Raw genomic sequence first — 25,763 nt, 5'->3', positions numbered from 1 at the left:
TCGCCCAGGTGGCGGAATTGGTAGACGCACTAGCTTCAGGTGCTAGCGGGGGCAACTTCGTGGAGGTTCGAGTCCTCTCCTGGGCACCACGACTCACGGTAGATCGCAAAAAACCCCGCTCAGGCGGGGTTTTTTGCGTTTGGTCAAGGGCTGCTAGAAGCTTAGCGAGTACATGCTTTGTCACTAACCTCACTAATAGATAGCTGCTACGCGCTTAAACATATACCCGCACAATCTTGCCTTAGCATAGCTGTCGCGAAGTCACCTCCGCGAAGATCTACTTGCACTCACGCGAGAATGTCAAAACAAGCACAACCATTGAAGTTGCTACATGTTTGGGCTGAGATCTACCTCTGGCGTCTGGAACATGACAAACAGCTTCTCAGTGAGAATCAACAGCGTCGCGCTTGGCGACTACGCTGAGCTCCTGGCGAGTAGGATTATTATCGGACTTGGATTTAAGCCCGCTGCTTAGGCGAGAAGATGTCGCACCTCATAAAACTCGGCAAGCTTGCCAACGAGATGGAACGCAATGTGAGGTATGCCATTGCGTTGCTGGATTGTGTTCATTTTGACAGTTTAGAAAAAGGTCGCCAATGCCAAATTACAACTATGAAGCACTCTCGCCTCAAGATTTTGAAGAAGTCTCTCGAGATCTCTTGCAAGCAGAGTGGAATGTCGTATTAGAGGCGTTCAAGGAAGGTCGCGACGGCGGCATCGATCTGCGTTACACCACACATCCTGGCAACCTAGTTGTCATTCAATGCAAGCACTTTGCCAAATCAGGCTTTGCCGCATTGCTACGTCACTTGAAAGACTCCGAGCTACCTAAGATCCATAAAATTAACCCAAGTCGATATGTCGTCATGACGACAGTAAGTCTTTCACCAGGAAACAAACTTTCCATTCTAGAAGCATTGAATCCTTATATAAAATCGCCATCAGATATTTTAGGAACCAACGACATTGATGGACTCCTCGCCAAACATCCAGATGTCGAGCGAGCAAATTTTAAATTATGGCTTGCGAGCACAAATGTTATTGACCGAATTTTGCACAACGCTGAAGTTTGCCAAACCCAATTTGAAGTAGAGCGCATCAGGCAAAAACTTCCACTTTTTGTTCAGAACCAAGCGTATCCTCAGGCAAAAAAAATTTTGAGTAAGGATAGAATCCTGGTGATCTCCGGACCTCCTGGAATTGGAAAGACAACACTAGCTGAGATGCTTCTTTATTCCAGCCTAGAGGAGGGTTACGAACCCGTAGTCATCCAAGCAAACATCACCGAAGGTAAGAATTTATATAAAAAAGAATCTAAACAAATATTCTATTATGACGACTTCCTCGGACAAACTTTTCTCGGTGACCGACGAGAATACTTTGGCCAAAACCATGACAAAGCCGTGGTTGACTTTATTGAAATGATCAGAAGATCATCAAACTCAAAGTTTATCCTGACTACGCGCGAACACATCCTCAGCAGCGCGATACACCTATCTGAGCGACTAAATGATAATAAATTAATTCGCGACCGAATTATATTAAAGCTTAGTCACTACAATTTTGGCGATCGGGCGAGAATACTTTATAACCATCTCTATTTCAGCGAACTACCCTACTCGCACAAGAAAAAAATACTAATAGGCGATTTTTTTCTAAAGATTATTCAACACCCACACTTCAACCCTCGATTAATTGAGTGGTTAGCTGACCTAGATCGCATCGAGTCAGTACTCCCCGAAAACTATCAGAAATACATCGAAAATTTACTAGAAAACCCAGAAAGAATTTGGGATCACGCCTATCGCACACAGATTTCGGAGGCTGGACGCTGTCTTCTTCTAGCCTTGTACACTGACGGGGGAGACAGCCTCGCCGGCCTGAAGTCCTGTTTTGACGAGCTTCGCATCACAAGGGCCAAGAGGTACAACCAGCAAATCGAACCGAATGAATTTGAGGCAAATCTTAAAATTCTTGAAGGTGGATTCATAGCCATTAGATCCCGAAGCGTTGATTACTTAAACCCGTCAGTAAAGGGATATGTCGGAACGGTCATTTCTGCTGATGCACAAGCATATTCTGACATCCTACAATCGGCTATCCACTTCAAACAAATCGCAGCTGTTTGGCGGCTAAAAAAAGAAATTGGCTCACCAACAGCGCAAATGCTACCGCGTGATCACAGCGCAGTTTTCATCGCGAAGCTAACTTCATTAGCAGATTCCCCAACGTACGCTTTCGAAACCTCAACCGAGGGACGAATAGTTGCAGATAAGGTTGACAACAGCACAGAGGAACGAATTCGATTTCTAACCGAGTTTTGTGCTACTAAAGAAGCAAACGCTGGCCTCGAACAAATTCAAGACGCAATGATAAGGCTAATTGCGAACTGGGCTCCCCACATGGTGAATATTTGGGCTACTCGGGAACTTGTACGCGAGATGGCAACCTATAGCAGCCCGGAGAAGAGCCATGGAACTTTCATTCGACAGCTAGTCCTTGAAAAACTATTAGATTCATTACCATACGCTCGGTCGTACCATTGGCGAGACCTTATTAATCTACCGGAAGACACTCCTGGCTGGCAGCAACGTAATTCGCAAAAATTTCACGATGGACTTCGCTTTTACATGAACGAGGGCTGGCAAGATGACTACGATAATTGTGAAGACCTCTACGAGAAAGAGCGTCTCCTTGAAAATTTGTCCGAACTAGCGCAGAAGAAAAAGAAGTCAAGATTTTTTGCAATTCCTTTGCGTGGAGTTCGCGATGCAATGGAAGCTAGTGCGGACGATACGGATGAAGAAGATGCTGAGTCCGGACATGGATCACCTAGTCAGCGTCATCCTCAACGCGTACTAAGTGAAAGTGATGTTCGAACTATGTTTAAGACTTTATTGCTGGAAGATTTTTCTGAAACTGATCCATAAATATCACCATAAGAAGCAATGACTACATCCATTAAATCCTATCCACTTATTACTTTTAGATTCCAAAAATAGCTTTTAAATAAATCGCTGCGGATAGAAGCTTCTCTGTGCACAACCCAAGTCAATGCCCACCCGCTGCCGCCGCACCACCGGCACCCGCACCAAACGGCGGTTTGGCCAGCCACAGGAAAAAGATGATCGCCAGGAACGTCCAGCCGAGCAGGTAGAAGATGTCGTTGAAGCCCATCTGCGAGGCCTGGTGGTTGATCATGTTGTTGAGCGAGGCAGCACCGCGTTGCAGGTCGCCCTGCCCCATCGCGGTGACCTGCTCCTGCATACCCGGGGTGTACACCGAGATGTGTTCGGTGATGTGCGCGTGGTGCACCTGGGTGCGACGTGCCCACAGATAGGTGGTCAACGATGCGGCAAAGCTGCCGCCCAAGGTGCGCAGGAAGGTGGCCAGGCCGGAACCTGCCGCGATCTCGCGCCCGTCCAGATCCGACAGCAGAATCTGCAGCACCGGCATGAAGAACAACGCCACGCCCACGCCCATCACCAACTGCACGGTGGCCACGTGATTGAAGTCCACCTGCAGGTTGAAGTTGGAGCGCAGGAAGCTGGTGAACGACAGAAAGATGAAGGCCACGGTGGCAAGCATGCGCAGATCGAACCGCAGCGCGTACTTGCCCACGAATGGCGTCATCAGCACCGGCAGGATGCCGATCGGCGCGGTGGCCAGGCCAGCCCAGATCGCCGTGTAGCCCATGTCGCGCTGCAGCCATTGCGGGATCAGCAGACTCACACTGAAAAACGCCGCATACGCCACCACCATCGCCAGCGTGCCGGCACGGAAGTTGCGGTGCCGGAACAGCTTGAGATCGACGATGGGGTCCTTGTCGGTGAGCTCCCAGATCACGAATATCACCAGCGCCACCGCAGCGACGCAGGCCAACACCACGATCTTGTCGGAAGAGAACCAATCCTCGTCGTTGCCCAGATCCAGCACCAGCTGCAGCGCGCCGACACCGACCACCAATAGGATCAGACCGATGTAATCCATGCGCGGCTTTTCAAGTTGCTCAGGGCGATGGCGCAACTGCGAACCGACGATGCTGCTGGCGATGATGCCCAGCGGCACGTTGATCAGAAAGATCCATTCCCAGCTGTAGTTGTCGGTGATCCAGCCACCCAGGATCGGGCCGGCGATGGGTGCCACCACTGTGATCATTGCCAGCAAGGCGAGCGCCTGCCCGCGTTTTTCGCGTGGATAGATCGACACCAGCAGACTCTGGGTAATCGGGTACATCGGCCCGGCGACAAACCCCTGCAGCGCACGCGACACCACCAGCATGCCCATGCTCTGGGCCAGCCCGCACAGCAACGAAGCAACGGTGAAGGCCAGTGTCGACCATACGAACAACTTGGTCTCGCCAAAACGCCGACTCAGCCAACCGGTCAGCGGCAAGGCGATCGCGGTGCTGACCGCAAACGAGGTGATGACCCAGGTGGCCTGCTGCGAACTGGCACCGAGATTGCCGGCGATGGTCGGCAACGACACGTTGGCGATGGTGGTGTCCAGCACCTGCATGAACGAGGCCATCGCCAGGCCCACGGTGCACAACGCCACGCTCGCCGGGCGAAAGCCGGCGGCGGGCGCAGGCGCCGAGGGGCCGCCGGGCGCGGTGGGAGCTTGCGAAGACATGCTGGCTTAGCCCGCCTTGGAAACAGCCTGCGTGGGCAGGTTGTCCTGGATGATGCGTTGGATATCCGCGTCGGCGGCCTGCAACTGCTGCGCATACACGTCGGTGGAAAACACCGCGCCATTGGCGAACTTGGTCGGCAACACGCTGCCCTGCTGATCGTGCAGATTGACCTCGACCTTCATCGACAAGCCAATGCGCAAGGGATTGCCGGCCAATTGTTTGGCATCCACCGCGATGCGCACCGGCACGCGCTGCACGATCTTGATCCAGTTGCCGCTGGCGTTTTGCGCCGGCAACAGCGAGAACGCGCTGCCGGTGCCCAGGCCCAGGCTTTCGATGCGGCCGATGTAGTTCACGCCACCGCCGTACAGATCCGAATGCAGTTCCACCGGCTGGCCCAGACGCATGTGCTTGAGCTGAGTTTCCTTGAAATTGGCTTCCACCCACACCTGCTCCAGCGGCACCACCGCCATCAGCACGCTACCCGGCTGTACACGCTGGCCGAGCTGCGCCGAACGACGCGCCACGTAACCGGACACCGGCGCAATCACACCGGTGCGCGCATGGTTGAGATAGGCCTGACGCAGCTGCGCGGCGGCCGTCTGCACGTCTGGCTGATTCGCCACCGCGCTGTCATCCACCAAGGCGCGATTACGTTCGAAGCTCTCGCGCGAACCGCTCACCGCCGCTTCGGCAGCAGCGAGTTCTTCGCGGGCATGCGCCAGTTCTTCGTTGGAAATCGCGCCGCTGGCAGCCAGATCCTTGCGCCGTGCGAAGTCGGCACGTGCGCTGCGCAACGTGACTTCGCGCGAAGACAATTCGGCTTGCGCACCTTCCACACTGCGATACAGACCGCGCACCTGACGCACGGTCTTGGCCAGGTTGGCTTCGGCCTGCTGCAATGCGACTGCGGTATCGGCCGGGTCCAGCTGCACCAGCAACTGGCCGCGCTCCACGCGCATGCCGTCTTCGGCGCCGATGCTGACCACGGTGCCGCCCACCATCGGGGTGATCTGCACCTGGTTGCCCTGCACATACGCGTCGTCGGTCTCTTCGTGCCAGCGGCCGACCAGGAAGTACCACACCACAAGACCGATGATCGCCAGGATCACCACAATGGCCACGATGCGCAGCGCCGCACGGCGCTTGCTGGGCGCGGCCGGCGCAGGTTGGGAAGAAGTTGCAGTCGTCTGGCTCATCGTCGCTGTCTCAGGAATTCGGTTGTGCGGAAGTGGTCGCGGCGTGTGCGGTGTCGCGCGCAGGTTCCGGCGTGAATCCGCCGCCCAAGGCGCGCTGCAACCTCACCGAGGCCAACAGTTGTTGCGATTGCAGGCTGGCCATGCGCTGGCGTGCGAGCAGCAATTGCTCCTGCACGCTGAGCACTTCCAGATAGCTGCCAATGCCGGCGCGGTAGCGTTGTTGTGCGAGATCGAAGGCGGCAGTGACGGTCTGCACTGCCTCGTCCTGCGAGCGTGCGCGCTGCTCCAGCGAACGCACTGCGTTGACCTGGTCGGCCACCTCGCGCAGCGCATCGAGCACCTTCTGGTTGTAGTCGGCCACCGCCAGGTCGTATTGCGCATCGCTGCCGGCGAGATTGGCGCGCAGCTTACCGCCATCGAAGATCGGCAGGCTCAATGCCGGGGCGACCACGCCGAACAGCGATGCACTTTCCAGCAACTGGCCGACATCCCGGTTCACCAGCCCGCCCAACGCAGTGATGTTGAAGCTGGGATAGAAGCGCGTCTTGGCGACCGCAATGTTTTTATCGGCCGCTTCAACGCGCCAGCGCGCGGCGACCACATCGGGGCGATGACCCAACAACTCGGCCGGCAATGCACTTGGCAATTGCAGCGCGCCTGCGCTGCTCAAGGTGGGGCGCGCGATATCCAGCCCGCGGTCCGGGCCCTGCCCGACCAAGGCGGCCAGCGCCGTGCGCGCTTCGTCGATCTGCTGCTGCGCCGATTGCAGCTGCTGTTGCGCAGCCGGCACGCGCACCTGCGATTGACGCACCTGCAGTTCACTATCGATGCCGGCGCCGCGACGTTGCCGAGTCAAATCCAGGGTCTTCTGCGCGCGCGTCAACTCGTCGCTGGCCACATCGTGCAGACGCCACGCGTAATCGAGCTGGGCATAGGCTTCGGCGATTGCCGCCGACAGGTTCAGGCGGGCTGCCTGCGCATCCACATCGGACGCATGCGCCTGGTCCACTGCCGCTTCCCAGGCGGCGCGCTTGCCGCCCCACAGGTCCACGCCGTAGCGGAAATCCAGCACTACCTGGCCGTTGCCGCCGAACTTGCCGCCGCGTTCGTCGCCCACCACCGATTCGGGCAACTGCACGCCGGCATAGCCACCGGACACCGACAGGCTCGGGCCGCGGTCGGCCTGCGCGGTGCCGATGCGTGCCTGCGCCTGGCGCAGGCGCGCATCGGCCGCCGCCAGGCTGGGGCTGTGTTGCAGGCCTTCGGCAATCAACGCATTCAATTGCGGATCGCCCAAGGCGCGCCACCAATCGCTGGCCGGCCACGCCGCCGGGCTCAGGGTGGTCTGCGCCAGGGTGCGCTCGGCATGCAGCGCGCCCGGTTCCAGCACGGCGCCTTGCGGAGCCAGACCACGACTACTCGCGCAGGCGGCCAATGCCAGCGTCAAGGCGGTGAGCACAAGCGGCCGCGCAAAGCGCGTTGAGCGCAGGCGCAACATCTGGATCGAGGAACTAGCAGCGTTCATGAGTTGAGTGCATCGCGGACACGAATGAGAAGAGAGGTGAGTTGTTCGCGCTCGGGCGCGGCCAGATCGCGCAGGCCGTGCTCAATGGCGCGTTCGCCGCGCAGCTTCAGGCGCTCCCACAAGGCCACGCCCTGTTCGGTCATGACGATCTGCAACGCGCGCCGGTCCTGCGCATGCGGCTCGCGCCGCACCGCGCCCAGCGCTTCAAGCTTGTCCAGCAGCCGGGTCACCGCGCTCGGGGTCTGGTCCAGCGCCAGCGCCAGTTCGTTGGCCGTACAGGGCGAGCGCACCGCCAGAATCTTCAAGCCGACGTAGTGGCTGAAGCCGAAGTCGGGCAGTTCGCCCTTCATCTCGGCATCGAGCTGCCGCATCAGCGCGTCGCGCACCTGGCGCAGCAACAAACCGAACGACGGCGAGGCGGAGGAGAGATCGTTCATGGCCGGCTATTTTCTTCCGGAATATATATTTGTCAATGCAAATATGTCGAAAGGGATTAAACCGCCTGAAAGGATCGCCACGATACGCGCGGGTCTGGCTGGCCTGGTAATACAATTGCGCCAATGACTATCGAAAACCCGCCAACGACGGTCGATGCCTTGCATCCGGGCGTGCGCGCCAGCTTCGAGTGGGCCGATGGTCCGGAAGTGATCGCCTTCCTGGCCGATCTGCATGCGGTATGGGCGCCGGAGACCGCCGCGCACGCGCATGTGCGCGGCCAGCTGATGTATGTGGAGCACGGCGTACTGACCGTGCATACCGAACAGGGCACCCTCTCATTGCCGCCGGGCTGCGCCGGCTGGATGCCGCCCGGCCAGCAGCACACCGTGGAGCTGGCCGGGCCGATGCGCGGCTGGGGCGTGGTGGTGCGGCCGGATGCCTGCGCCGCCCTGCCCGCGCAAGGCGGGGTGATCCGGCTGACCGGGCTGGCCCGCGAAGCGATCATGCGCGCCGCCAGCTGGCCGCTGGATCAGCCGCTGGATAGCGCCCAGCAACGGCTGGCCGCCGTGCTGCTGGACGAGCTGTGCCAGGTCCAGATCGACCACCTGCACCTGCCGATGCCGGCCGACCGCCGGCTGCTGCGCATCGCCCGCCAGCTGCTCGATAACCCCGCCGACCCGCGCCCGCTGGATGCCTGGGCCGATTGGGGCGGGCTGTCGCCGCGCAGTCTGAGCCGGCACTTCCGCAGCGAGACCGGGCTGAGTTTCGCGCAGTGGCGGCAGCAGGCCAGGCTCGCCGAAGGCCTGCGGCGCTTGAGTCAGGGCAGCGCGGTGGCACAGGTCGCCGACCAGCTCGGCTACAGCAGCCCCAGCGCTTTCGTCAGCGTGTTCCACCGCCATTTCGGCGCCCCGCCCACGCGTTATCTGGCCGGTGGCCACGCGCGCGGCTTGGCATCCCCCGCCGCATCCGGATAATCGGCGCTCTTCGAGCTCGCGCCTGGCGCGCGGGCTCCTCTTTCGTAGGACCTGGCTTCGCAATGACCGATCTGACCCGCCCCACCTTCCATGGCTTCGAACAGCTGCCGCTGCGCGAGTACGCCGAACGCGCCTATCTCGACTATTCGATGTACGTGGTGCTCGACCGCGCCCTGCCGTTTCTGGGTGACGGACTGAAGCCGGTGCAGCGGCGCATCATCTTCGCGATGAGCGAGCTGGGCCTGAACGCCGCCGCCAAGCCGAAGAAATCCGCACGCACCGTGGGCGATGTGATCGGTAAGTACCATCCGCACGGCGACAGCGCGTGCTACGAAGCGCTGGTGCTGATGGCGCAGCCGTTTTCGTACCGTTACCCGCTGATCGAAGGCCAGGGCAACTTCGGTTCCACCGACGATCCGAAGTCGTTCGCGGCGATGCGCTACACCGAATCCAAGCTGACCCCGATCGCCGAAGTGCTGCTGGGCGAGATCAGCCAAGGCACCACCGATTGGGCCGCCAACTTCGACGGCACCCTGGAAGAGCCGACCTGGTTGCCGGCACGCCTGCCGCACCTGCTGCTCAACGGCACCACCGGCATTGCGGTGGGCATGGCCACCGACGTGCCGCCGCACAACCTCAACGAGATCGTCAGCGCGCTGCTGCGCCTGCTCGACAACCCCGATGCCACGGTCGCCGAACTGTGCGAGCACGTGCTCGGCCCGGACTACCCGACCACCGCCGAAATCATCACCCCGGTGGCCGACCTGCGCGCCATCTACGAGACCGGCCACGGCAGCGTGCGTGCGCGCGCCACCTACAAGAAAGAACACGCGAACATTGTCATCGACGCGCTGCCGTACCAGGTCTCGCCGTCCAAGGTGATCGAGCAGATCGCCCAGCAGATGCGCGCCAAGAAGCTGCCGTGGCTGGAAGACATCCGCGACGAATCCGACCACACCAGCCCGGTGCGGGTGGTGCTGGTGCCGCGCTCCAACCGCGTCGATGCCGAGCAGCTGATGGGCCACCTGTTCGTCACCACCGATCTTGAGCGCAGCTACCGCGTCAACCTCAACGTGATCGGGCTGGATGGCCGCCCGCAGGTAAAGAATCTGCGCCAATTGCTGAGCGAGTGGCTGACCTTCCGCAGCGATACCGTCACCCGCCGCCTCAACCATCGCCTGCAGAAGGTCGAGCGCCGCCTGCACCTGTTGGAAGGTTTGTTGATCGCCTTCCTCAACCTGGACGAAGTGATCCGCATCGTCCGCAGCGAGGACGAACCCAAGCCGGTGTTGATGGCCAAGTTCGCACTCAGCGAGGAACAGGCCGAATACATTCTGGAAACCAAGCTGCGCCAGCTGGCGCGCCTGGAAGAAATGAAGATCCGCGGCGAGCAGGAAGCCCTCGCCAAGGAACGCGCGCAGATCCTGGCCATTCTCGAAAGCAAGACCAAGCTGAAGAAGCTGATCAAGGACGAACTGACCGCCGATGCCAAGAAGTTCGGCGACGCACGTCGCTCGCCACTGGTGCAGCGTGGCGCGGCGCAGGCGATCGACGAAACGGAGATGGTCGCCAGCGAACCGATGACCGTGGTGTTGTCGGAAAAGGGCTGGGTGCGCGCGGCCAAGGGCCACGAAGTGGATCCGCCCGGCATGTCCTACCGCGATGGCGACAGCCTGCTGGCCGCAGTGCGCAGCCGCAGCACCCATCAAGTGGCGTTCCTGGATTCGGAAGGCCGCGCCTACTCCACCGCAGTGCACACCCTTCCCTCGGCGCGAGGCAATGGCGAGCCGTTGACCGGGCGGTTCTCGCCCGCTTCCGGCGCGTCGTTCCAGGTCATGGCCAGCGCCGACAACGCCACCCGCTTCGTGCTGGCCTCATCGCACGGCTATGGCTTCGTCACCCGCTTCGAAAACCTCACCGGTCGCAACAAGGCCGGCAAGGCGATGCTCAATCTGACCACCGGCGCGCAAGTGCTCACGCCGGCGCAAGTGATCAACCCGCAGAGCGATCGCATTGTCGCGGTCACCAGCGCCGGCAATCTGCTGGCGGTGGCGGCCAGCGATGTGCCTGAGCTGGACAAGGGCAAAGGCAACAAGATCATCGAGATCCCCAAGGCCAAGCTCGGCACCGAGCGCGTGGTGGCGGTGGTGGCGGTGGCGCCGGGCAACACGCTGCTGGTACGCAGCGGAGCACGCACCATGAGCCTGTCGTTCAAGGATCTGGATACGTATGTGGGCGCGCGTGCGAGCCGCGGGGCGTTGTTGCCGCGCGGGTGGCAGAAAGTAGATGGGCTGGAAGTGCAGTAACGCTTGTTCACCTAAGCGGCGCGCGGCGGCGCGTTCGATGCTGTCGTCGCGCCCTCGATTAGTTCGGCTTGGAACATCCAAACGACGCTGAAGTTCAAGCTCTGCGTCGTCTTGAGAGGTCATCGAACGGTGCGGATGCGTCGGTTGTAGAGCGGATGATCTGCGGCTTGGCTGCAGGGTCCTTGCCGGCCCACCATCGCGGGACACGCCGCAAGTACATCCATGTAGGCTCTTACGCGGCATCCATGCCGCGTAAGGTCCCGCGATGGTGGGCGGGCAAGGACCAATCAAGATGGTCGGTGTGCGTGGTTGCGCGCGGTGTCTGCCAGGCAGCTGTGCGATGAGTTGCGGTCTGATCAGCTCCTTTCGAGCGGCAATATCACTCCTATTTTCGCCATCACATCACTGGTCAACGCAAGACAACAAGACAACAAGACAACATCATGGACACAGATTTCTGGCTGCAGCGGTGGCAGGACGGTCAGACCGGCTTCCATCAGGACGAGGTGATGCCGCTGCTGCAAAAGCATTGGCCGGCGTTGCAGTCGCCGAAGGCTGCCCGCGTGCTGGTGCCGTTGTGCGGCAAGACACTGGATATGCATTGGTTGGCCGCGCAAGGCCATCGCGTGCTGGGTGTGGAAGTATCGCCGTTGGCCGTCACGCAGTTTTTCGATGACGCAGGCCTGCAACCGCAGCGACACACCAGCAGCGCCGGCGAGCACTTTATTGCCGGCCCGATCGAAATCATCTGCGGCGATGCCTTTGCACTGGACGCAAGCGTGCTGGCCGATTGCAGCGCTGTCTATGACCGCGCTGCATTGATCGCCCTGCCTGCGGCGCTACGTCGGCGCCATCTGGAGACCGTCTATGCGCGCCTGCCCGCAGGCTGCTGCGGTCTGCTGATCACGTTGGACTATCCGCAAGCCGAAAAAGCCGGCCCACCCTTCTCGGTGGATACTGCCGAGGTGCACGCATTGTTCGACGCGCAGTGGCAGGTGCAGGCGTTGGAACACCGCGACATCCTGGATCAGGAGCCACGCTTCCGTGCCGATGGCGTTACTGCGCTGTCGACCGGGGTGTATCGCCTGCAACGTAACTGACGATTGCGTTCGAACGCGCTGTCGCGCCCCAAAGCCGTCTTCGCATCAGTCGGCCACTGCATGCTTCGCACAATGCGCGAGTCGCAAGCCAATCGAGACCGCGTGACCTTGCGCCACGCGGTGGTTCTGCAACGCGCGCAATGCGCCAAGCAACACACCGCAGCAGACGGTCGGTAGATGACGCAGGCAGCGCAGCAATCGCGATGCACAGCGCGGCACCTGCCGACTGCGAAGCTGTGCTGCGCCAGCTCTTCGGCTGCGCAGCGCCCAGTCGCCCGACTCAGCCGGCCACGTGACCCTTGTCGATCTTCGAGGTCTGGTACAACTCCAGGCCAATGCGCTTGATCAGGCCGAGCTGCTGCTCCAGCCACCAGGCGTGATCTTCTTCGGTGTCCTGCAGCTGCTTGAGCAGCATGTCGCGGCTGACGTAATCGCCGTGCTCTTCGCACAGCTTCATGCCGGCGGCGAGCGCAGCGCGCACTTCGTATTCCACCACCAGATCGCGCTCGAGCATCTCCACCACGGTCTTGCCGGGCGCAAACTCCGACGGCCGCATGTCCGGGTCGCCTTCCAGGAACAGGATGCGCCGCAGCAGCGCGTCGGCGTGCTCGGTCTCTTCCTGCATCTCGTGATTGATGCGCTCGTACAGCGCCATCAGGCCCTGATCTTCGTAACGGCGCGAATGCAGGAAATACTGGTCGCGTGCCGCCAGCTCGCCGCGCAGCAGCTGCTTGAGGTAATCGACGACTTCGGGATGGCCTTTCATGGTGTGCTCCAGCGACGCAATGCGCGCATGGTGCCCTAAGCCGCCGGGCAATGATCTAATCGGAATCACTTTCAGTTGCGTTGCCACCAGACCCGCCACCGTCATGACGGCGCGCCACACTTTGACCGAGCTCAAGGAATCGACAATGCGCAAATGGCTGGGCCGGCTGCTGCTGGCAATCTTGGTGTTGGTCGTGGCGGCCGTGTTGGCCGTGTATCTGTTGATGCGTGGCAGCCTGCCGCAGCTGGACGGCAATAGCGCACTGCACGGCCTGGCGGCACCGGTCAGCGTGCAGCGCGACCGATTGGGCGTGGTCACCATCGATGCGGCCAGCCAGGTCGATGCCATGCGTGCGCTCGGCTATGTGCACGCGCAGGAGCGCTATTTCGAGATGGATCTGATGCGCCGCGCGCCGGCCGGTGAACTCTCCGAGCTGTTTGGCGCCGCGGCGCTGGACCTGGACAAGCGCAATCGCGTGCATCGGTTGCGCGCCCGCGTGCATGCCAGCCTGGACATTGCTGCAGGCAGCCAGCGCGCAGCATTGCAGGCCTATACCGACGGCGTGAATGCCGGGCTGGCGGCCTTGCGCGTGCGTCCATGGCCGTACCTGCTGCTGCGGCAGACGCCGCGCGCATGGACGCTGGACGATTCCATCCTCACCGGCATGGCGATGTACGCCGACCTGCAGGACAACGACAACCAGACCGAACTGGCCATCGCACGCATCCGCGCGGTGGTGCCGCCCGCACTGGCGGCGCTGCTCGATCATCAGGGCTCCAGCTGGGATGCACCGCTGTTCGGGCCGGCACTGGGCGATGCGGCGCTTCCGGATGCGGCGACGCTGGATCTGCGGCGTTTGCCGCATCCAGCCGCCGCACCACGCGCCGAACAACCGACCCCGGGCAGCAACAACTTCGCCGTGGACGGCAGCCTCACCCGCGATGGTCGCGCCATCGTCGCCGACGACATGCACCTGGGCCTGCGTGCGCCCAACATCTGGTTCCGCGCGCGCTTGCGGTATCCGGATATCAGCGCGCCCGAGGGCAAGGTGGATGTCACCGGCTTCACCCTGCCCGGCCTGCCGGCGGTGGTGGTCGGCAGCAATGGGCACGTGGCCTGGGCGTTCACCAACAGCTATATCGATACGGCGGATTTCGCGCGGATTGCGCCAGCCACGCCCGGGCATCCGCAAGCGCTCACCACGCATGTCGAAACGATTCGTGTGGCAGGCGCTGCACCGGTAAGTTTTCCCGTTCGCGAGGCGGTCTGGGGCCCGATCCTGCACGAGAATGCCGACGGCAGTTTGCTCGCACTGCGCTGGGCCGCGCAGCTTCCCGGCGCAATCCGCCTGGATTTCGCGCAGATGAGCAGCGCGGCGGATCTGCAGGCGGCTTTTGCGGTGGCGGATCGCTCGGGCATTCCCGCGCAAAATCTCGTACTGGCCGATCGCAGCGGCCGCATCGCCTGGCGGCTGATCGGCGCACGCCCGGCACGCAATGCGGGGTGCAGCCCGAGCGGTACTGCCGAACTTGCAACCTCGGCGCAGGAGTCGAACGAGGCAGTGCCTTCGACTGCCGGAGCGGTCGCCTCCGAAACTGCGCCGACCGGCTGCGTGCCCTGGCCTGTGCGCAGCGACAATGCACCCGCCTTGATCGACCCACCCGCGCACCGGCTCTGGACTGCAAACAGCCGCATCGTCGATGCGCAACAGCTGGCGACACTCGGCAATGCCGGCTACGACCTGGGCGCGCGCGCGCAGCAGATTCGCGACGACTTGTTCGCAAAACAGCGTTTCAACGAACTGGATCTGCTTGCCATCCAGCTCGACGATCGCGCCGTGCTGCTCACGCGGTGGTGGCAGTTGTTGCGCAGCGTGGTCGAACACAGCAAGGACCCGGCGCTGCAACAAATCGAAGTCGCCACACGGCAGTGGCACGGGCATGCGTCCACCGGCTCGGTGAGCTATCGCATCGTGCGCGGTTTTCGCAGCATGACCATCGATGCGGTGGAAGCCGGACTGCTGGCACCGGCAAACGCTGCGCTTGGCGATGACTTCCTGCCGCCGCGTCGCGCGCAGTTGGAAGGCATCGTCTGGCCGTTGCTGCAGCAGCGCCCTGCACATTTGTTGCCGCCCACGTACACCAGTTGGGATCAGTTGCTTGCCGATGCTGCACGCAGTGCGCAGACGGATTTAGCTGCGCAGGACGGCCCCTTGAGCGAGCGCACCTGGGGCGAGCGCAATACCGCCGCGATCTGCCACCCGATCGCGCGCGCCTTGCCTGCCCTCGCCAAGCGCTGGCTGTGCATGCCGCCGGATCAACTGCCCGGCGATCGCGACATGCCGCGCGTGCAAGGCCCGGCCTTCGGCGCCTCCGAACGCATGGTGGTCTCGCCAGGCCACGAACGCGACGGCATCGTGCATATGCCGGGCGGCCAGAGCGGACATCCGTTGTCGCCGTTCTGGGGCGCGGGGCATGACGATTGGGTGCATGGCCGGCCGACCCCGTTTTTGCCGACGGCTACGCGTTACACGCTGCGATTGCAGCCGAATTAGGCGTGGTCGTGTTGTCTCGTCTGTCGACACAGGTTTCGACAGTGGATACGGGTTTCGACGAAAGCAAAACGCTTGGGTGAGCTGCATTAGCCCCTCTCCTGCGGGAGAGGGGTTGGGGTGAGGGTACGGGCATCAAGCAATGCTGGATTGCACGCGGCGCGCCTCTATCCATTCGAGTCCAACAGCGCTATGGCGTGGGCGAGCACGAGGCTGCGCCCGTACCCTCATCCGCCCTTCGGGCACCTTCTCCCGGCGGGAGAAGGGATGCGCTGTGCGTCTGCGTGTCCACATGTCTGAAGTTCTGCGTTCTACAAATCTGCACGTCTGCAAATCTCCACCCTGCACCTCTCAAACCTACGCCCGGCTCAAAACCTACACCCGGCCCTAGCGGTCCACGCAGCGAAGCGAGCACATCATGCTAAGATGCATTTGATAACCATTCCCATTAGTGACCAATGCGCCCCACGCTCCTTGTCACCGCGCTTACCGCTGCGCTCGCCCTACACTCGCCATCCGCTTTCGCTCAGCACACCAGCACCTCAGCAACCGTCACCGACCTGGATGGCGTCGATGTCATCGGCCGTGCGCAAACGCTCTACAAGTCCGAAGACGCCGCAGTGGCCACACGCACCGATACGCCGCTGGCGCTGGTGCCGCAGTCGGTGCAGGTGCTGCCGCGCGAGCTGATCGACGACCAGGCGGCGCGGCAGATCACCGATCTGTATCGCAGCATCAGCGGCATCAGTTTCTTCAGCTATGCCGGTGTCACCCTGCGCGGATTCCGCCAGGAAAACGTGTTGTACGACGGATTGCGCGGCGACCCGTATGCGGGCTTCTCGGTGCCGCAGCTGTTCAATATCGAACGCGTGGAAGTGCTCAAGGGCCCGGCCGGCGCGCTGTACGGCGGTGGCGAGCCTGGCGGCGTCATCAACTACGTCACCCGCAAACCTGGCCATCAGGCCGCGCGTCGGGTCGAGCTGCAGGTAGGCAATCAATCCTTCGGTGCGGCCTCGTTCGAAGCCACCGGCCCGGCACGCGACGATGGGCGCATCCGCTACCGCATCGGTGCCTATGCCGATGGCGAGGATGGCTTTCGCTGGAATACCGATAGCCAGAGCCAGATCGGCGATGCGTCGGTGGCGTTCGACATCGGACAGACCGGCGAGCTCACGCTGCAGTACACCGACATCACCCAGAACCTGGGCGGCAATCGCCTGCGTGGCGTGCCGGTGGACGACGACGGCAACTTCCTCACCGATCGTCGCTGGAATCACAACGAGCCCACCGATTTCCTCGACATGCGCGCCAAGGTGGCGTTTGCGCAGTACCGCTTTGCGCCATCGGATGCGTGGGACGTGGACATGGCGCTGCGCTGGTTCAAGAACGACGAGCATCAGATCTATCACGAGCCGATGGGCCTGATCGACCGCGATGGCGACGGCACCGCCGAATGGATGACGCGCCAGTTGCGCAATCAGTTCCGCGATAACGATGCGATCTCCAGCAACGTCAACGCGATCTTCCGCACCAGCATCGGCGCGATCGAACACAAGCTGCTGATGGGCGCGGATTACTACCGGCTGGATGCGGATTTCCGCGCGCAAACCGCAAATACCGCCGACACCGGCCGCACGCGCGGCCCGGTGCCGGGCATCGATCTGCTCAACCCGGTGTACGGGCGCAGCGGCTTCTACGACTATGGTCTGGACAGCCTGCCCTGGCGCGCCACCAGCACCCGCAGCCAGCGCTACGGTGCGTATCTGCAGGACGAACTCACACTGACGCCGCGCTGGTATGCGATGGCCGGGCTGCGTTGGGACGGCTTCAAGGACGACAACCTGCTGGATGGCTCGCGCGTCACCGGCAACGATCTCAGTTGGCGCGTGGGCAGCACCTTCGTGCTGCGCGATGGCGTCAATGCCTACGCAAGTTATGCCAGCGGTTTTCTGCCGCAGGATGCGGCAAATCAGGACAGCAGCGTCGGCGGGCCGTTCGATCCCGAGCGCAGCACGCAATGGGAAGTCGGTCTGAAAACCGCGCTCAACGATGGCGGGCTCACGCTCAATACTGCGCTGTACCGCATCGAACGCAGCAATATCGTGCAAGCCAACGGCAGCATCGTCGATGGCGTCAATCAACTCTCCGCCCTCGGCCTGGTGCGCAGCGAAGGTCTGGAAGTGGATCTGTTGGCCGACCTCACCGAGCGTTGGGTGCTCAATCTGACCTACGCCTACAACGATGCGCGCGTGCTCGATGCAGGCACCAACGGCATCACCAATGCCTCCGGCGACCGTTTTGCCAATGCACCGCGCAACACCTTCGGCCTGTGGACGCGCTACGACCTGCCGGCCTGGAAATCGGCAATCGCCTTTGGTGCCGATTACGTGGGCGAGCGGGTCAGCCTGGAAGGCCAGCGCGTCAAACCGTATGCGATCTTCGACATCAGTTGGCAGACGCAGTGGGATGCGTGGAAGCTGCAGGTCAACGTCAAGAACCTGTTCGACAAGGTCTATGCGGTGAGCGGTTTCACCGAACGCACCGGGCATTTTCCGGGCGAACCGCGTCGCATCTATGCGCAGCTGGCTTACAGTTTTTAAGCGTGGCAACCGCGCACGTGCTCAGATCTTGATCGCTGCGCTCAACTGTGACGTTCGTCAGCCGCTCCGGCGTGACGCACACGCCGTTGCGGCCTCGACTACAGCGACGCAATGAACCTGCGCAGAATCGCGCACGCCGGAATCAGCCAGACCTTAACGTTCGGTGGGACACACTAGAGGCCGTCGCGATATGGAGTTCATCTCCACACCATCGCTCCCCTCCCCCCACTGACCGGAATCCGCATGCCTCAGCTTGCCCGCTCCGTTTCCGCCCTGTTGCCATTGTTCATTGCCACTGCCTGCTCGGCTGCGCCACCCGCACAACCCGGCCCACCGGACGCGCCCGTCGCCGCGTGCACCGCCAAAGTGCGCCCCGGCCAGGATCTGCAAAAAGCCATCGACAAGCTTCCGCAAAGCGATACGCCTGCGGTGTTGTGCCTGGAAAAAGGCGAATTTCCGCTCAACGGCCTGGTCTCGATCCACCGCGGCAATCTCACCTTGCGCGGCAAGGGCCCGACCACAGTGCTGCGCATGGCCGATGGCGTGCAGCAGCCGGCGCTGGTGGTCGGCGATTACGAAAATCAGCAGCCGATCGGTGTGATCCGCAACGTCAGCATCGAAGACATGCAGATCGTCGCCAGCACCGGCGACAAGGAATTCATGCCCGAGCGCCCGTATCTGAGCAATAGCGCAGTGGTGGTGCGTTCCGGCCAGGGCATCCGGCTTGCCGGCCTGCAGGTCAACAAATGCCGCAGCGCCTGCCTGTTGAGCGAGTACGACACGCGCGAGATCACCATCGAAAACAACGACGTCTCCGGTGCGATCTGGGATGGCGTGTCGTTCAACCGCACCGCCAAGGTCACCATGGTCAACAACTACATCCACGACAACGTGGCGGCAGGCCTGACCACCGAGCACCTGGAAGACAGCGAAATCCGCAACAACCGCTTCGAGCGCAATGGCAGCCAGGGCATCTATCTGTCGGATGCGCGGCGCAACCGCTTCAGCAACAACCAGTTCGAAGGCAACAAGGTCGCCGGCATCTTTCTGGCCTGCGCGATTCGCTACCGCACCCCGGAAATCCTGTGCTGGGACAACAGCATGAGCCAGGACAACGTGTTCGAGAACAACCGCTTTGCCAGCAATCCGTTCACCTACACCATCGGCGTGGACCGCGCCGCCAACTGCACTGCGGGCGACTTCAAGCCGAACCTGTGGCGCAACAACCAGGCCGATGTGGCCGGTGTGGATATCGAGCCGCAGCGCTACGGCTATTGCGTACGCCACGAGTGATTGCAACAGTGGCCGGCAGTGCGTGAGCGCATGCCGGCCACTGCAGTTGTAGCGACGTTACGAAGCCAGTGCCTGTTCGTGCACGCCGGCAATCGCACGGCCGGACGGGTCGGCCATCGCAGCAAAACTCGCATCCCAGGCAATCGCGGTCGGCGACGAACACGCGATCGACTTGCCGCCCGGCACCGTCTCCGCAGCCGCCTGGCTGGGGAAGAACTGCGCAAACAGCGTGCGATAGAAATACGCTTCCTTGGTCTGCGGCGGATTGACCGGATAGCGCTTGTCGGCCGCGGCCAACTCGCGATCGCTCACATGCGCGGCGGCATGCGCCTTGAGTCCATCGATCCAGCCATAGCCCACGCCATCGCTGAACTGCTCTTTCTGTCGCCACAGAATCGACTCGGGCAGATAGCCGGCGAAGGCTTCGCGCAACACGCCCTTTTCCATGCGCATGGCGCCGCTGCTGGTCTTGTCGATCATCTTGAAACTGGCATCCATGCGCATCGCCACATCCAGGAACTCGCGATCCAGGAACGGCACGCGCGGCTCCACACCCCAGGCCATCATCGACTTGTTGGCGCGCAGGCAATCGAAGTTGTTGAGCGCGTCGAGCTTGCGCACCAGTTCCTCATGGAATTCGCGCGCGTTCGGCGCTTTGTGGAAGTACAGATAGCCGCCGAAGATTTCGTCGCTGCCTTCGCCGGAGAGCACCATCTTGACGCCCATCGCCTTGATCCGCCGCGCCAGCAGAAACATCGGGGTGGATGCGCGAATGGTGGTGACGTCGTAGGTCTCGATATGACGGATGACTTCCGGCAGCGCATCCAGACCTTCTTCGAACGTGTATTCGAAGCCGTGATGCACAGTGCCCAGCGCGGCGGCAGCGACTTCGGCGGCGGCCAGATCCGGCGAGCCCTTCAAACCGATCGCGAACGAATGCAGGCGCGGCCACCAGGCTTCGGTGGTGTCGTTCTCTTCGATGCGATGACGTGCGTAGCGCGCGGCAACGGCAGCGACCAGCGACGAATCCAGACCGCCAGACAGCAACACGCCGTACGGCACGTCGGTCATCAACTGGCGATGCACTGCACGCTCGAACGCCTCGCGCAATTCCTGCAACTGCACCTGCACGCCTTCCACTTCGGCATATTCGCGCCAGGCGCGCTCGTAGTAGCGGCTCAATGCGCCGGTGGCGCTGTCGTACCAATGGCCGGGCGGGAACTGCGCGGCATCGGCGCAATCGTCGACCAGCGATTTCAGTTCGGAGGCCACCCGCAAGCGGCCTTCGCGATCATGGCCCCAGTACAGCGGCACTACACCGATCGGGTCGCGCGCGATGATCACCCGCCCGGCGGTCTTGTCCCATAGCGCGAAGGCGAAGATGCCGTTGAGGCGGTTGAGATAGGAGGCCGGCGCATCCTCGCGGTACAGCGCATTGATCACCTCGCAATCGGAGCCGGTCTGGAACGCGTACGGCTGCGTCAGCTCCTGCTTGAGCTCGCGATGGTTGTAGATCTCACCGTTCACGGCGAGGGCGAGCTGCCCATCTTCGGACAGCAACGGCTGCGAACCACCGGCCGGGTCGACGATGGCCAGGCGCTCATGAACCAGGATCGCGCCGGTATCGACATACACGCCGCTCCAGTCGGGACCGCGATGGCGCTGCCGTTGCGAACATTCCAGTGCCTGCCGGCGCAATGCCTGCAGATCGTCACCGGGTTGCAGGCCGAAAATACCGAAGATGGAACACATGGAAACACTCCTGAAAAACTGCGGGGGTTGGCGGCCGGTGGAAGAGCGTGCTGCACGAGAATGACACCCATAAAAAAACCCGCATCGGCCGATGCGGGTTTTCTGATTCCTGGGCGCTTGCTGTACTTCGCCTAGTCGCAGATCCGCATCGGCCGCGCACGATTATTCGCGCGCAGATTGTTGCGGTTGGCGTTATTGACGAGGTTGGGCAGGAGCGATGACATGACTCGACCGTATCCCGCTTTCGACGGCGGCGCAACTGTTGCGATGGCAACCAAGCCCGGCATCGCAGACCACGCCGCAGTCGCACCGGCGTATTGCGAGGATAATGACCGCCCCAACAATCGGCAGTAATGGAATGACCCCACGCATCGGACGCATGCCGCCCCTGGCCCTGTTGCTTGCAGTGTTGCTGCAAGCCTGCAGCAGCGCCCCTCCGCGCACCGATCCAGTCTATCTGCAACAGCTGGAAAAACAGGCGGCCGATGGCAGTTTCGACAGCGCGTGGAATGCGGCCGAACGCCTGGAGGCACGCAACGACCCGCGCGCCATCCACTGGTACGAACGTGCCGCGGCGATCACCCCGTGGACGTTCCGCAACACCCGCGCCGAACTGGCGCTGGGACGAATCTGGGCAAGCGGGACGCTCTTCCATCCCGACAGCCCGCACATCGACCAGCGCGTCGCATTACGTGCGTCGCCGCGCAAGGGCGAGCGCTGGTACCTGGCAGCGGCCATGCATGGAAACCCGTATGCCATCGCCGAGCTCGCCAAGTTCCACCGCGACCGTGGGGAGGCGGCTGCGGCGTTGCGCTGGGATCTGCGCGCAACGATCTATGAGCGCTCCGCATCCGGATCGTCGGGGCTTCCCGCCGCCATCGCGCCAAGCGGCGGTGCATTGCACCCGCTGGTACGCGACATCCAGCGCCGCGCCCGTAACGGCGACGCCGAGGCGCAAGTCGATCTTGGCGCGCTGCATGAAAAAGGAATGGGTGGCGTGGACAGAGACGGTACGGAGGCGCTGCGCTGGTACCGGCGCGCGGCGGACCAGCGCAATGTGTATGGCCAGTATTTTTCTGGCCTGCTGCTCGGACGCGGCAGCAGCGGCGTGACGCGCGACGTGGAGACGGCGGCAACCTGGTTTGCCAAGGCGTCCGCACAGACGTTCTATATCGCCGACGAATCGCTTTGGCGCGAGGCGATCAAACCGCCGTTCTGGACGTTCGACTAGCCCCCGAGCCTTGGGCGTCCATGCCACCTGGCAGCGCAATGCAAGCGAGATGCTGCTGCAATCCAAAAGGTCTTAGCGCAGCTTGGCGATGCCTGCTTCGAGCAGCAGCATCGGCATGCCGCAGGTGACCGCATGCCGTGGCGCTCGCTGCGTATTCTGCAAACCAGCGCTTGGCATCGGCATGTCCTGGCAACTCAGACCAGCAGGCGTTCGATCAGCGTGCGGTACAACGCCGGCAGCGCTTCCAGATCGGCCACGCGCACATGCTCATCGACCTGGTGGATGCTGGCGTTGACCGGGCCGACCTCGATGCATTGCGCGCCCAGCGGTGCGATGAAGCGCGCATCGGAGGTACCGCCGCCAGTGCTCTCTTCCGGCGGCGCTCCGGCAAACTGCCCCAATACCTCGCGCGCGACGCTGCGCAGGCACCCTTCGGGGGTGTAGAACGGCTCGCCGCTGCGATGCCAACGCAGCGAATACTCCAGCGCGTGGCGATCCAGCACTGCGGCGATCTCCGCTTCCAATCGCGGCGCATCCCAATGCGGGGTGTAACGCAGATTGAAGGCCACCTGCAGCTCGCCGGGGATCACGTTGTTGGCGCCGGTGCCGGCATGGATATTGGAGATCTGCAGGCTGGTCGGCGGAAAACTCTCGAAGCCATCGTCCCATTGCCGTGCTACCAACTCTGCCAATGCAGGTGCTGCCAGATGGATCGGATTGCGCGCCTTGTGCGGGTACGCCACATGCCCCTGCACGCCTTTCACCGTCAGCGTGCCGGACAGGCTGCCGCGACGGCCGACCCGCAGCAGGTCGCCCAACCGCTCGGTGGACGACGGCTCGCCGGTGATGCACCAATCGATCGCCTGCCCACGCTCGCGGAACAGCTCGGCCACCCGCCGCACGCCATTGATGGCATCGCCTTCTTCGTCGGAGGTCAGCAGCAGCGCCAGCGTGCCGGTGTGCTGCGGATGCGCGGCAACGAACTGTTCGGCGGCGACCACGAATGCGGCCACTCCACTCTTCATGTCGGCGGCGCCGCGCCCGTACAGCACACCATCGCGAATCTGCGGGTCGAACGGATCGCTGGTCCACGCCTCGCGCGGCCCCGGCGGCACCACATCGGTATGCCCGAGCAGCACCAGCACCGGCGCACCGCTGCCATGCGTGGCCCATAGATTGTCCACCGCGCCCAGGCGCAGGTGTTCGACAGCAAAGCCGGCGCGCGCCAGCCGCTGCGCGATCAGTTCCTGACAGCCGGCATCGTCCGGCGTCACCGACGGGCGGGAGATCAGTTCACAGGTGAGGTCAACAATGTCGGACATGATCGGGAATCACTGGAGAAGTGGGGAGCTGCGGCAGCACTGGCTCACGCAACGCCAAAGCGCTGCTTGAAACCGTTGTCCGAAAATCCCTGGCTGAGCTGGCCGTCATCGGTGATGACCACCGGGCGGCGGATCAGTTGCGGATATTCGCGTAGCAGCAGTTTCCATTCGGCGGCGCTGGCTGCAGCCTTGCGGTTGTCCGGCAGTTGCCGCCAGGTGGTCGACGACTTGTTGATCAGCGCATCGAATCCGCCGGCCTGCTCGGCCCACGCCACCAGCGTCTCCGGCTCGGGCTTGTGATCGCGGTAATCGACGAAGGTGTAGGCGACATCGAAGCGGTCCAGCCACTTGGTGGCTTTTTTGCAGGTGTCGCAGTTTTTGAGTCCGTATAGCGTAGTCATGTCATGCAGCTCCTGTGGTTGCGCGGCGCGCATCGGCGCGCGCCATCAGGTCGGTGGCAAGCAGTTCGGGCGACCGGCCGTGGGCAGGCAGGAAGATCACCGGTGCGTCGCCGGCCTGCACCTGCAGTGCCAGGCGCACCGGCGGAATCAGCCAGGCCGGCTCGACCGCGCGCAAGTCACGCAGGTCGATGCGCTGCCGCCGTCCCTGGCGCTCGACCAACAAGGCATCGCCGGCGTCGTACACCTGTGCCCAGCGCGCCGGTTGCCGCAGCCAACGCACGGCCATCACCACTACCAGCGCCGGCACGATCCAATGCCACGGCCCGCCGGTTGTGACCCTAGGATCGCGGGTCAGCACACCGACCGTGTAGAGCACGCCCCAGCCCAGCCAGAATGCCGGGATGCCCCACCTCATCCAGCGCGATGCGGCCCTGGAGAGGATGTCCTGGTGCATGTTCGGTTGCGTGCTCAATCGGCAAGGCCACGCAGCAGCTCATTGACGCTGGTCTTGCTGCGCGTCTTGGCATCCACCTGCTTGACGATCACCGCGCAATACAGCGAGTGCGAGCCATCCTTGGACGGCAGTTGCCCGGACACCACCACGCTATACGGCGGCACATAGCCATACGAGATTTCGCCGGTGGCACGGTTGTAGATGCGCGTGCTCTGGCCGATGAACACGCCCATGCCGATCACGCTGTGATGGCCCACCACCACGCCTTCCACCACTTCCGAACGCGCGCCGATGAAGCAATGATCTTCGATGATGGTCGGGCTGGCCTGCAGCGGCTCCAGCACGCCGCCGATGCCGGCGCCGCCGGACAGATGGCAGTGCTTGCCGATCTGCGCACACGAACCCACCGTGGCCCAGGTGTCGACCATGCTGCCTTCGCCGACGTACGCGCCGATATTGGTAAAGCTCGGCATCAGCACCACGTCCTTGCCGAAATAGCTGCCGCGACGCGCCACCGCGCCCGGCACCACACGCACACCGGCCTTGCGGAACTCGGCCTCGTTGAAACCGGCAAAACGCGATTCCACCTTGTCCCAGAACGGCGCCGGCTGCGCCTCGATCACCGCCATCTCGTTGACACGAAAATACAGCAGCACGGCCTTCTTCAACCACTCGTTGACGGTCCAGTCGCCCTGCCCGTCCGGCTCGGCGACGCGGAACTCGCCGCTCTCCAATCCGTCGATGACGCGGGTGACGATGGCGCGGGTGGAGCCGTCGATTTCGTCGATGGTCAAGCTGGCGCGGCGCTCGAATGCGCTCTCGATACCGAATTTGAGTTCGTCGGTGCCCACCTGCGCGGCAACGCTGTGCAAGGCCTTTTCGGCGATCGGCAGTTTCTTCGCAGCGGCAGCCTTTTTGGCCGCCGGCGCAGACACCACGCTGGTCGGCTGCTTGGCCACGCGCGGTGCGCTGGCAGCGACTTTCTTTGCAACGTTCTTCTTGGCAGCAGCCTTGGTGTCGGCAGCTGCGACAGCGGTGGCCTTGCGCGCAACAGGCAGCTTGCCTGACTTACTGACTGCCTTACTTACCGGCTTGCCGACCGACTTGTTGTCACTTGGCTTGCCGCTGGTCTTGCTGGTTTTTGCGTTCGCGCGCGCAGGCGCTGCGCTGGTCGTGGTCGCGCTCTGCTTGCGCGCAGTCTTCTTGGTAGCCATGGGG

General features: G+C 62.3%; 18 protein-coding genes and 1 tRNA gene. 9 read left to right on the top strand and 10 right to left on the bottom strand.

Annotation, left to right across the window (positions count from 1 at the left end; all coding sequences use genetic code 11):
• The first annotated feature begins 2 nt into the window (after positions 1 to 2).
• Together NMB96_RS13815 and NMB96_RS13810 are read left to right on the top strand one after the other, a co-directional pair.
• A tRNA-Leu gene (locus NMB96_RS13815) sits at positions 3 to 89 on the top strand.
• A 507-nt stretch (positions 90 to 596) separates the two neighbouring features.
• Positions 597 to 2,930 carry an nSTAND3 domain-containing NTPase gene (locus NMB96_RS13810; protein WP_023903467.1) on the top strand — a complete coding sequence of 778 codons (2,334 nt, stop codon included), beginning with the start codon at positions 597 to 599 and terminating at the stop codon, positions 2,928 to 2,930.
• 121 nt (positions 2,931 to 3,051) lie between these two features.
• On the opposite strand, the gene NMB96_RS13805 is transcribed toward NMB96_RS13810, so the two are convergent.
• Genes NMB96_RS13805 through NMB96_RS13790 form a run of 4 tightly spaced genes read right to left on the bottom strand, consistent with a single transcriptional unit; the run spans position 3,052 to position 7,794 of the window.
• On the bottom strand, positions 3,052 to 4,632 hold the full coding sequence (locus NMB96_RS13805; protein WP_023903466.1) for a DHA2 family efflux MFS transporter permease subunit: 1,581 nt from the start codon (positions 4,630 to 4,632) through the stop codon (positions 3,052 to 3,054).
• A gap of 6 nt (positions 4,633 to 4,638) precedes the next feature.
• Positions 4,639 to 5,832, bottom strand: a complete 1,194-nt coding sequence (locus NMB96_RS13800) for an HlyD/EmrA/EmrK family protein (RefSeq protein WP_023903465.1) — start codon at positions 5,830 to 5,832, stop codon at positions 4,639 to 4,641.
• 10 nt (positions 5,833 to 5,842) lie between these two features.
• Positions 5,843 to 7,330: an AdeC/AdeK/OprM family multidrug efflux complex outer membrane factor gene (locus NMB96_RS13795; RefSeq protein WP_084217853.1), complete on the bottom strand. Its 1,488-nt coding sequence runs from the start codon at positions 7,328 to 7,330 to the stop codon at positions 5,843 to 5,845.
• Positions 7,331 to 7,353: 23 nt separating this feature from the next.
• Positions 7,354 to 7,794 (bottom strand): MarR family winged helix-turn-helix transcriptional regulator, encoded by a 441-nt coding sequence (locus NMB96_RS13790; RefSeq protein WP_023903463.1) that lies wholly within the window; start codon positions 7,792 to 7,794, stop codon positions 7,354 to 7,356.
• A gap of 123 nt (positions 7,795 to 7,917) precedes the next feature.
• Between NMB96_RS13790 and NMB96_RS13785 the strand changes: the two genes are divergently transcribed.
• The 3 genes from NMB96_RS13785 (at position 7,918) to NMB96_RS13775 (ending at position 12,175) form a co-directional block, all read left to right on the top strand.
• Positions 7,918 to 8,769, top strand: coding sequence for an AraC family transcriptional regulator (locus NMB96_RS13785; protein WP_023903462.1), 852 nt, complete (start codon positions 7,918 to 7,920; stop codon positions 8,767 to 8,769).
• 62 nt (positions 8,770 to 8,831) lie between these two features.
• A complete protein-coding gene (parC, locus tag NMB96_RS13780; protein WP_255085046.1) occupies positions 8,832 to 11,075 on the top strand; it encodes a DNA topoisomerase IV subunit A in 2,244 nt (747 codons plus the stop codon).
• A gap of 443 nt (positions 11,076 to 11,518) precedes the next feature.
• Positions 11,519 to 12,175 carry a thiopurine S-methyltransferase gene (locus NMB96_RS13775; protein ID WP_043889101.1) on the top strand — a complete coding sequence of 219 codons (657 nt, stop codon included), beginning with the start codon at positions 11,519 to 11,521 and terminating at the stop codon, positions 12,173 to 12,175.
• Between the two features lie 280 nt (positions 12,176 to 12,455).
• Here the strand turns inward: NMB96_RS13775 and bfr are convergent, their stop codons facing one another.
• Entirely contained in the window at positions 12,456 to 12,941 is a 486-nt protein-coding gene (bfr, locus tag NMB96_RS13770) for a bacterioferritin (RefSeq protein ID WP_043889738.1), read from the bottom strand.
• 145 nt (positions 12,942 to 13,086) lie between these two features.
• On the opposite strand from bfr, the gene NMB96_RS13765 reads away from it, so the two are divergent.
• From NMB96_RS13765 to hpaM, 3 genes are all read left to right on the top strand, one after another.
• Entirely contained in the window at positions 13,087 to 15,495 is a 2,409-nt protein-coding gene (locus NMB96_RS13765) for a penicillin acylase family protein (protein ID WP_255085045.1), read from the top strand.
• A gap of 455 nt (positions 15,496 to 15,950) precedes the next feature.
• Complete coding sequence (locus NMB96_RS13760) at positions 15,951 to 18,092, top strand: TonB-dependent siderophore receptor (RefSeq protein ID WP_255085043.1); 2,142 nt, start codon at positions 15,951 to 15,953, stop codon at positions 18,090 to 18,092.
• A 243-nt stretch (positions 18,093 to 18,335) separates the two neighbouring features.
• Positions 18,336 to 19,385: a type III secretion-associated outer membrane-bound protein HpaM gene (gene hpaM, locus NMB96_RS13755; RefSeq protein WP_255085042.1), complete on the top strand. Its 1,050-nt coding sequence runs from the start codon at positions 18,336 to 18,338 to the stop codon at positions 19,383 to 19,385.
• Positions 19,386 to 19,442: 57 nt separating this feature from the next.
• On the opposite strand, the gene asnB is transcribed toward hpaM, so the two are convergent.
• A complete protein-coding gene (gene asnB / locus NMB96_RS13750; RefSeq protein ID WP_255085041.1) occupies positions 19,443 to 21,137 on the bottom strand; it encodes an asparagine synthase B in 1,695 nt (564 codons plus the stop codon).
• A gap of 358 nt (positions 21,138 to 21,495) precedes the next feature.
• Here asnB and NMB96_RS13745 point away from each other — a divergent pair, with 358 nt between their 5' ends.
• Positions 21,496 to 22,368, top strand: coding sequence for a tetratricopeptide repeat protein (locus tag NMB96_RS13745; RefSeq protein ID WP_255085040.1), 873 nt, complete (start codon positions 21,496 to 21,498; stop codon positions 22,366 to 22,368).
• 194 nt (positions 22,369 to 22,562) lie between these two features.
• Here NMB96_RS13745 and dapE read toward each other — a convergent pair whose 3' ends face one another.
• Genes dapE through dapD form a run of 4 tightly spaced genes read right to left on the bottom strand, consistent with a single transcriptional unit; the run spans position 22,563 to position 25,759 of the window.
• Positions 22,563 to 23,690: a succinyl-diaminopimelate desuccinylase gene (gene dapE, locus NMB96_RS13740; RefSeq protein WP_023903452.1), complete on the bottom strand. Its 1,128-nt coding sequence runs from the start codon at positions 23,688 to 23,690 to the stop codon at positions 22,563 to 22,565.
• A 44-nt stretch (positions 23,691 to 23,734) separates the two neighbouring features.
• Positions 23,735 to 24,091: an arsenate reductase gene (locus tag NMB96_RS13735; RefSeq protein WP_006450834.1), complete on the bottom strand. Its 357-nt coding sequence runs from the start codon at positions 24,089 to 24,091 to the stop codon at positions 23,735 to 23,737.
• Between the two features lies 1 nt (position 24,092).
• Entirely contained in the window at positions 24,093 to 24,545 is a 453-nt protein-coding gene (locus NMB96_RS13730) for a hypothetical protein (RefSeq protein WP_023903450.1), read from the bottom strand.
• Between the two features lie 14 nt (positions 24,546 to 24,559).
• Entirely contained in the window at positions 24,560 to 25,759 is a 1,200-nt protein-coding gene (gene dapD, locus NMB96_RS13725) for a 2,3,4,5-tetrahydropyridine-2,6-dicarboxylate N-succinyltransferase (protein ID WP_255085039.1), read from the bottom strand.
• Between the last annotated feature and the right edge of the window lie 4 nt (positions 25,760 to 25,763).

Origin of the sequence: Xanthomonas hortorum (assembly GCF_024339125.1) — a bacterium.
GTDB classification, from domain to species: domain Bacteria; phylum Pseudomonadota; class Gammaproteobacteria; order Xanthomonadales; family Xanthomonadaceae; genus Xanthomonas; species Xanthomonas hortorum.
This window is presented reverse-complemented; position numbering and strand designations above follow the sequence as displayed.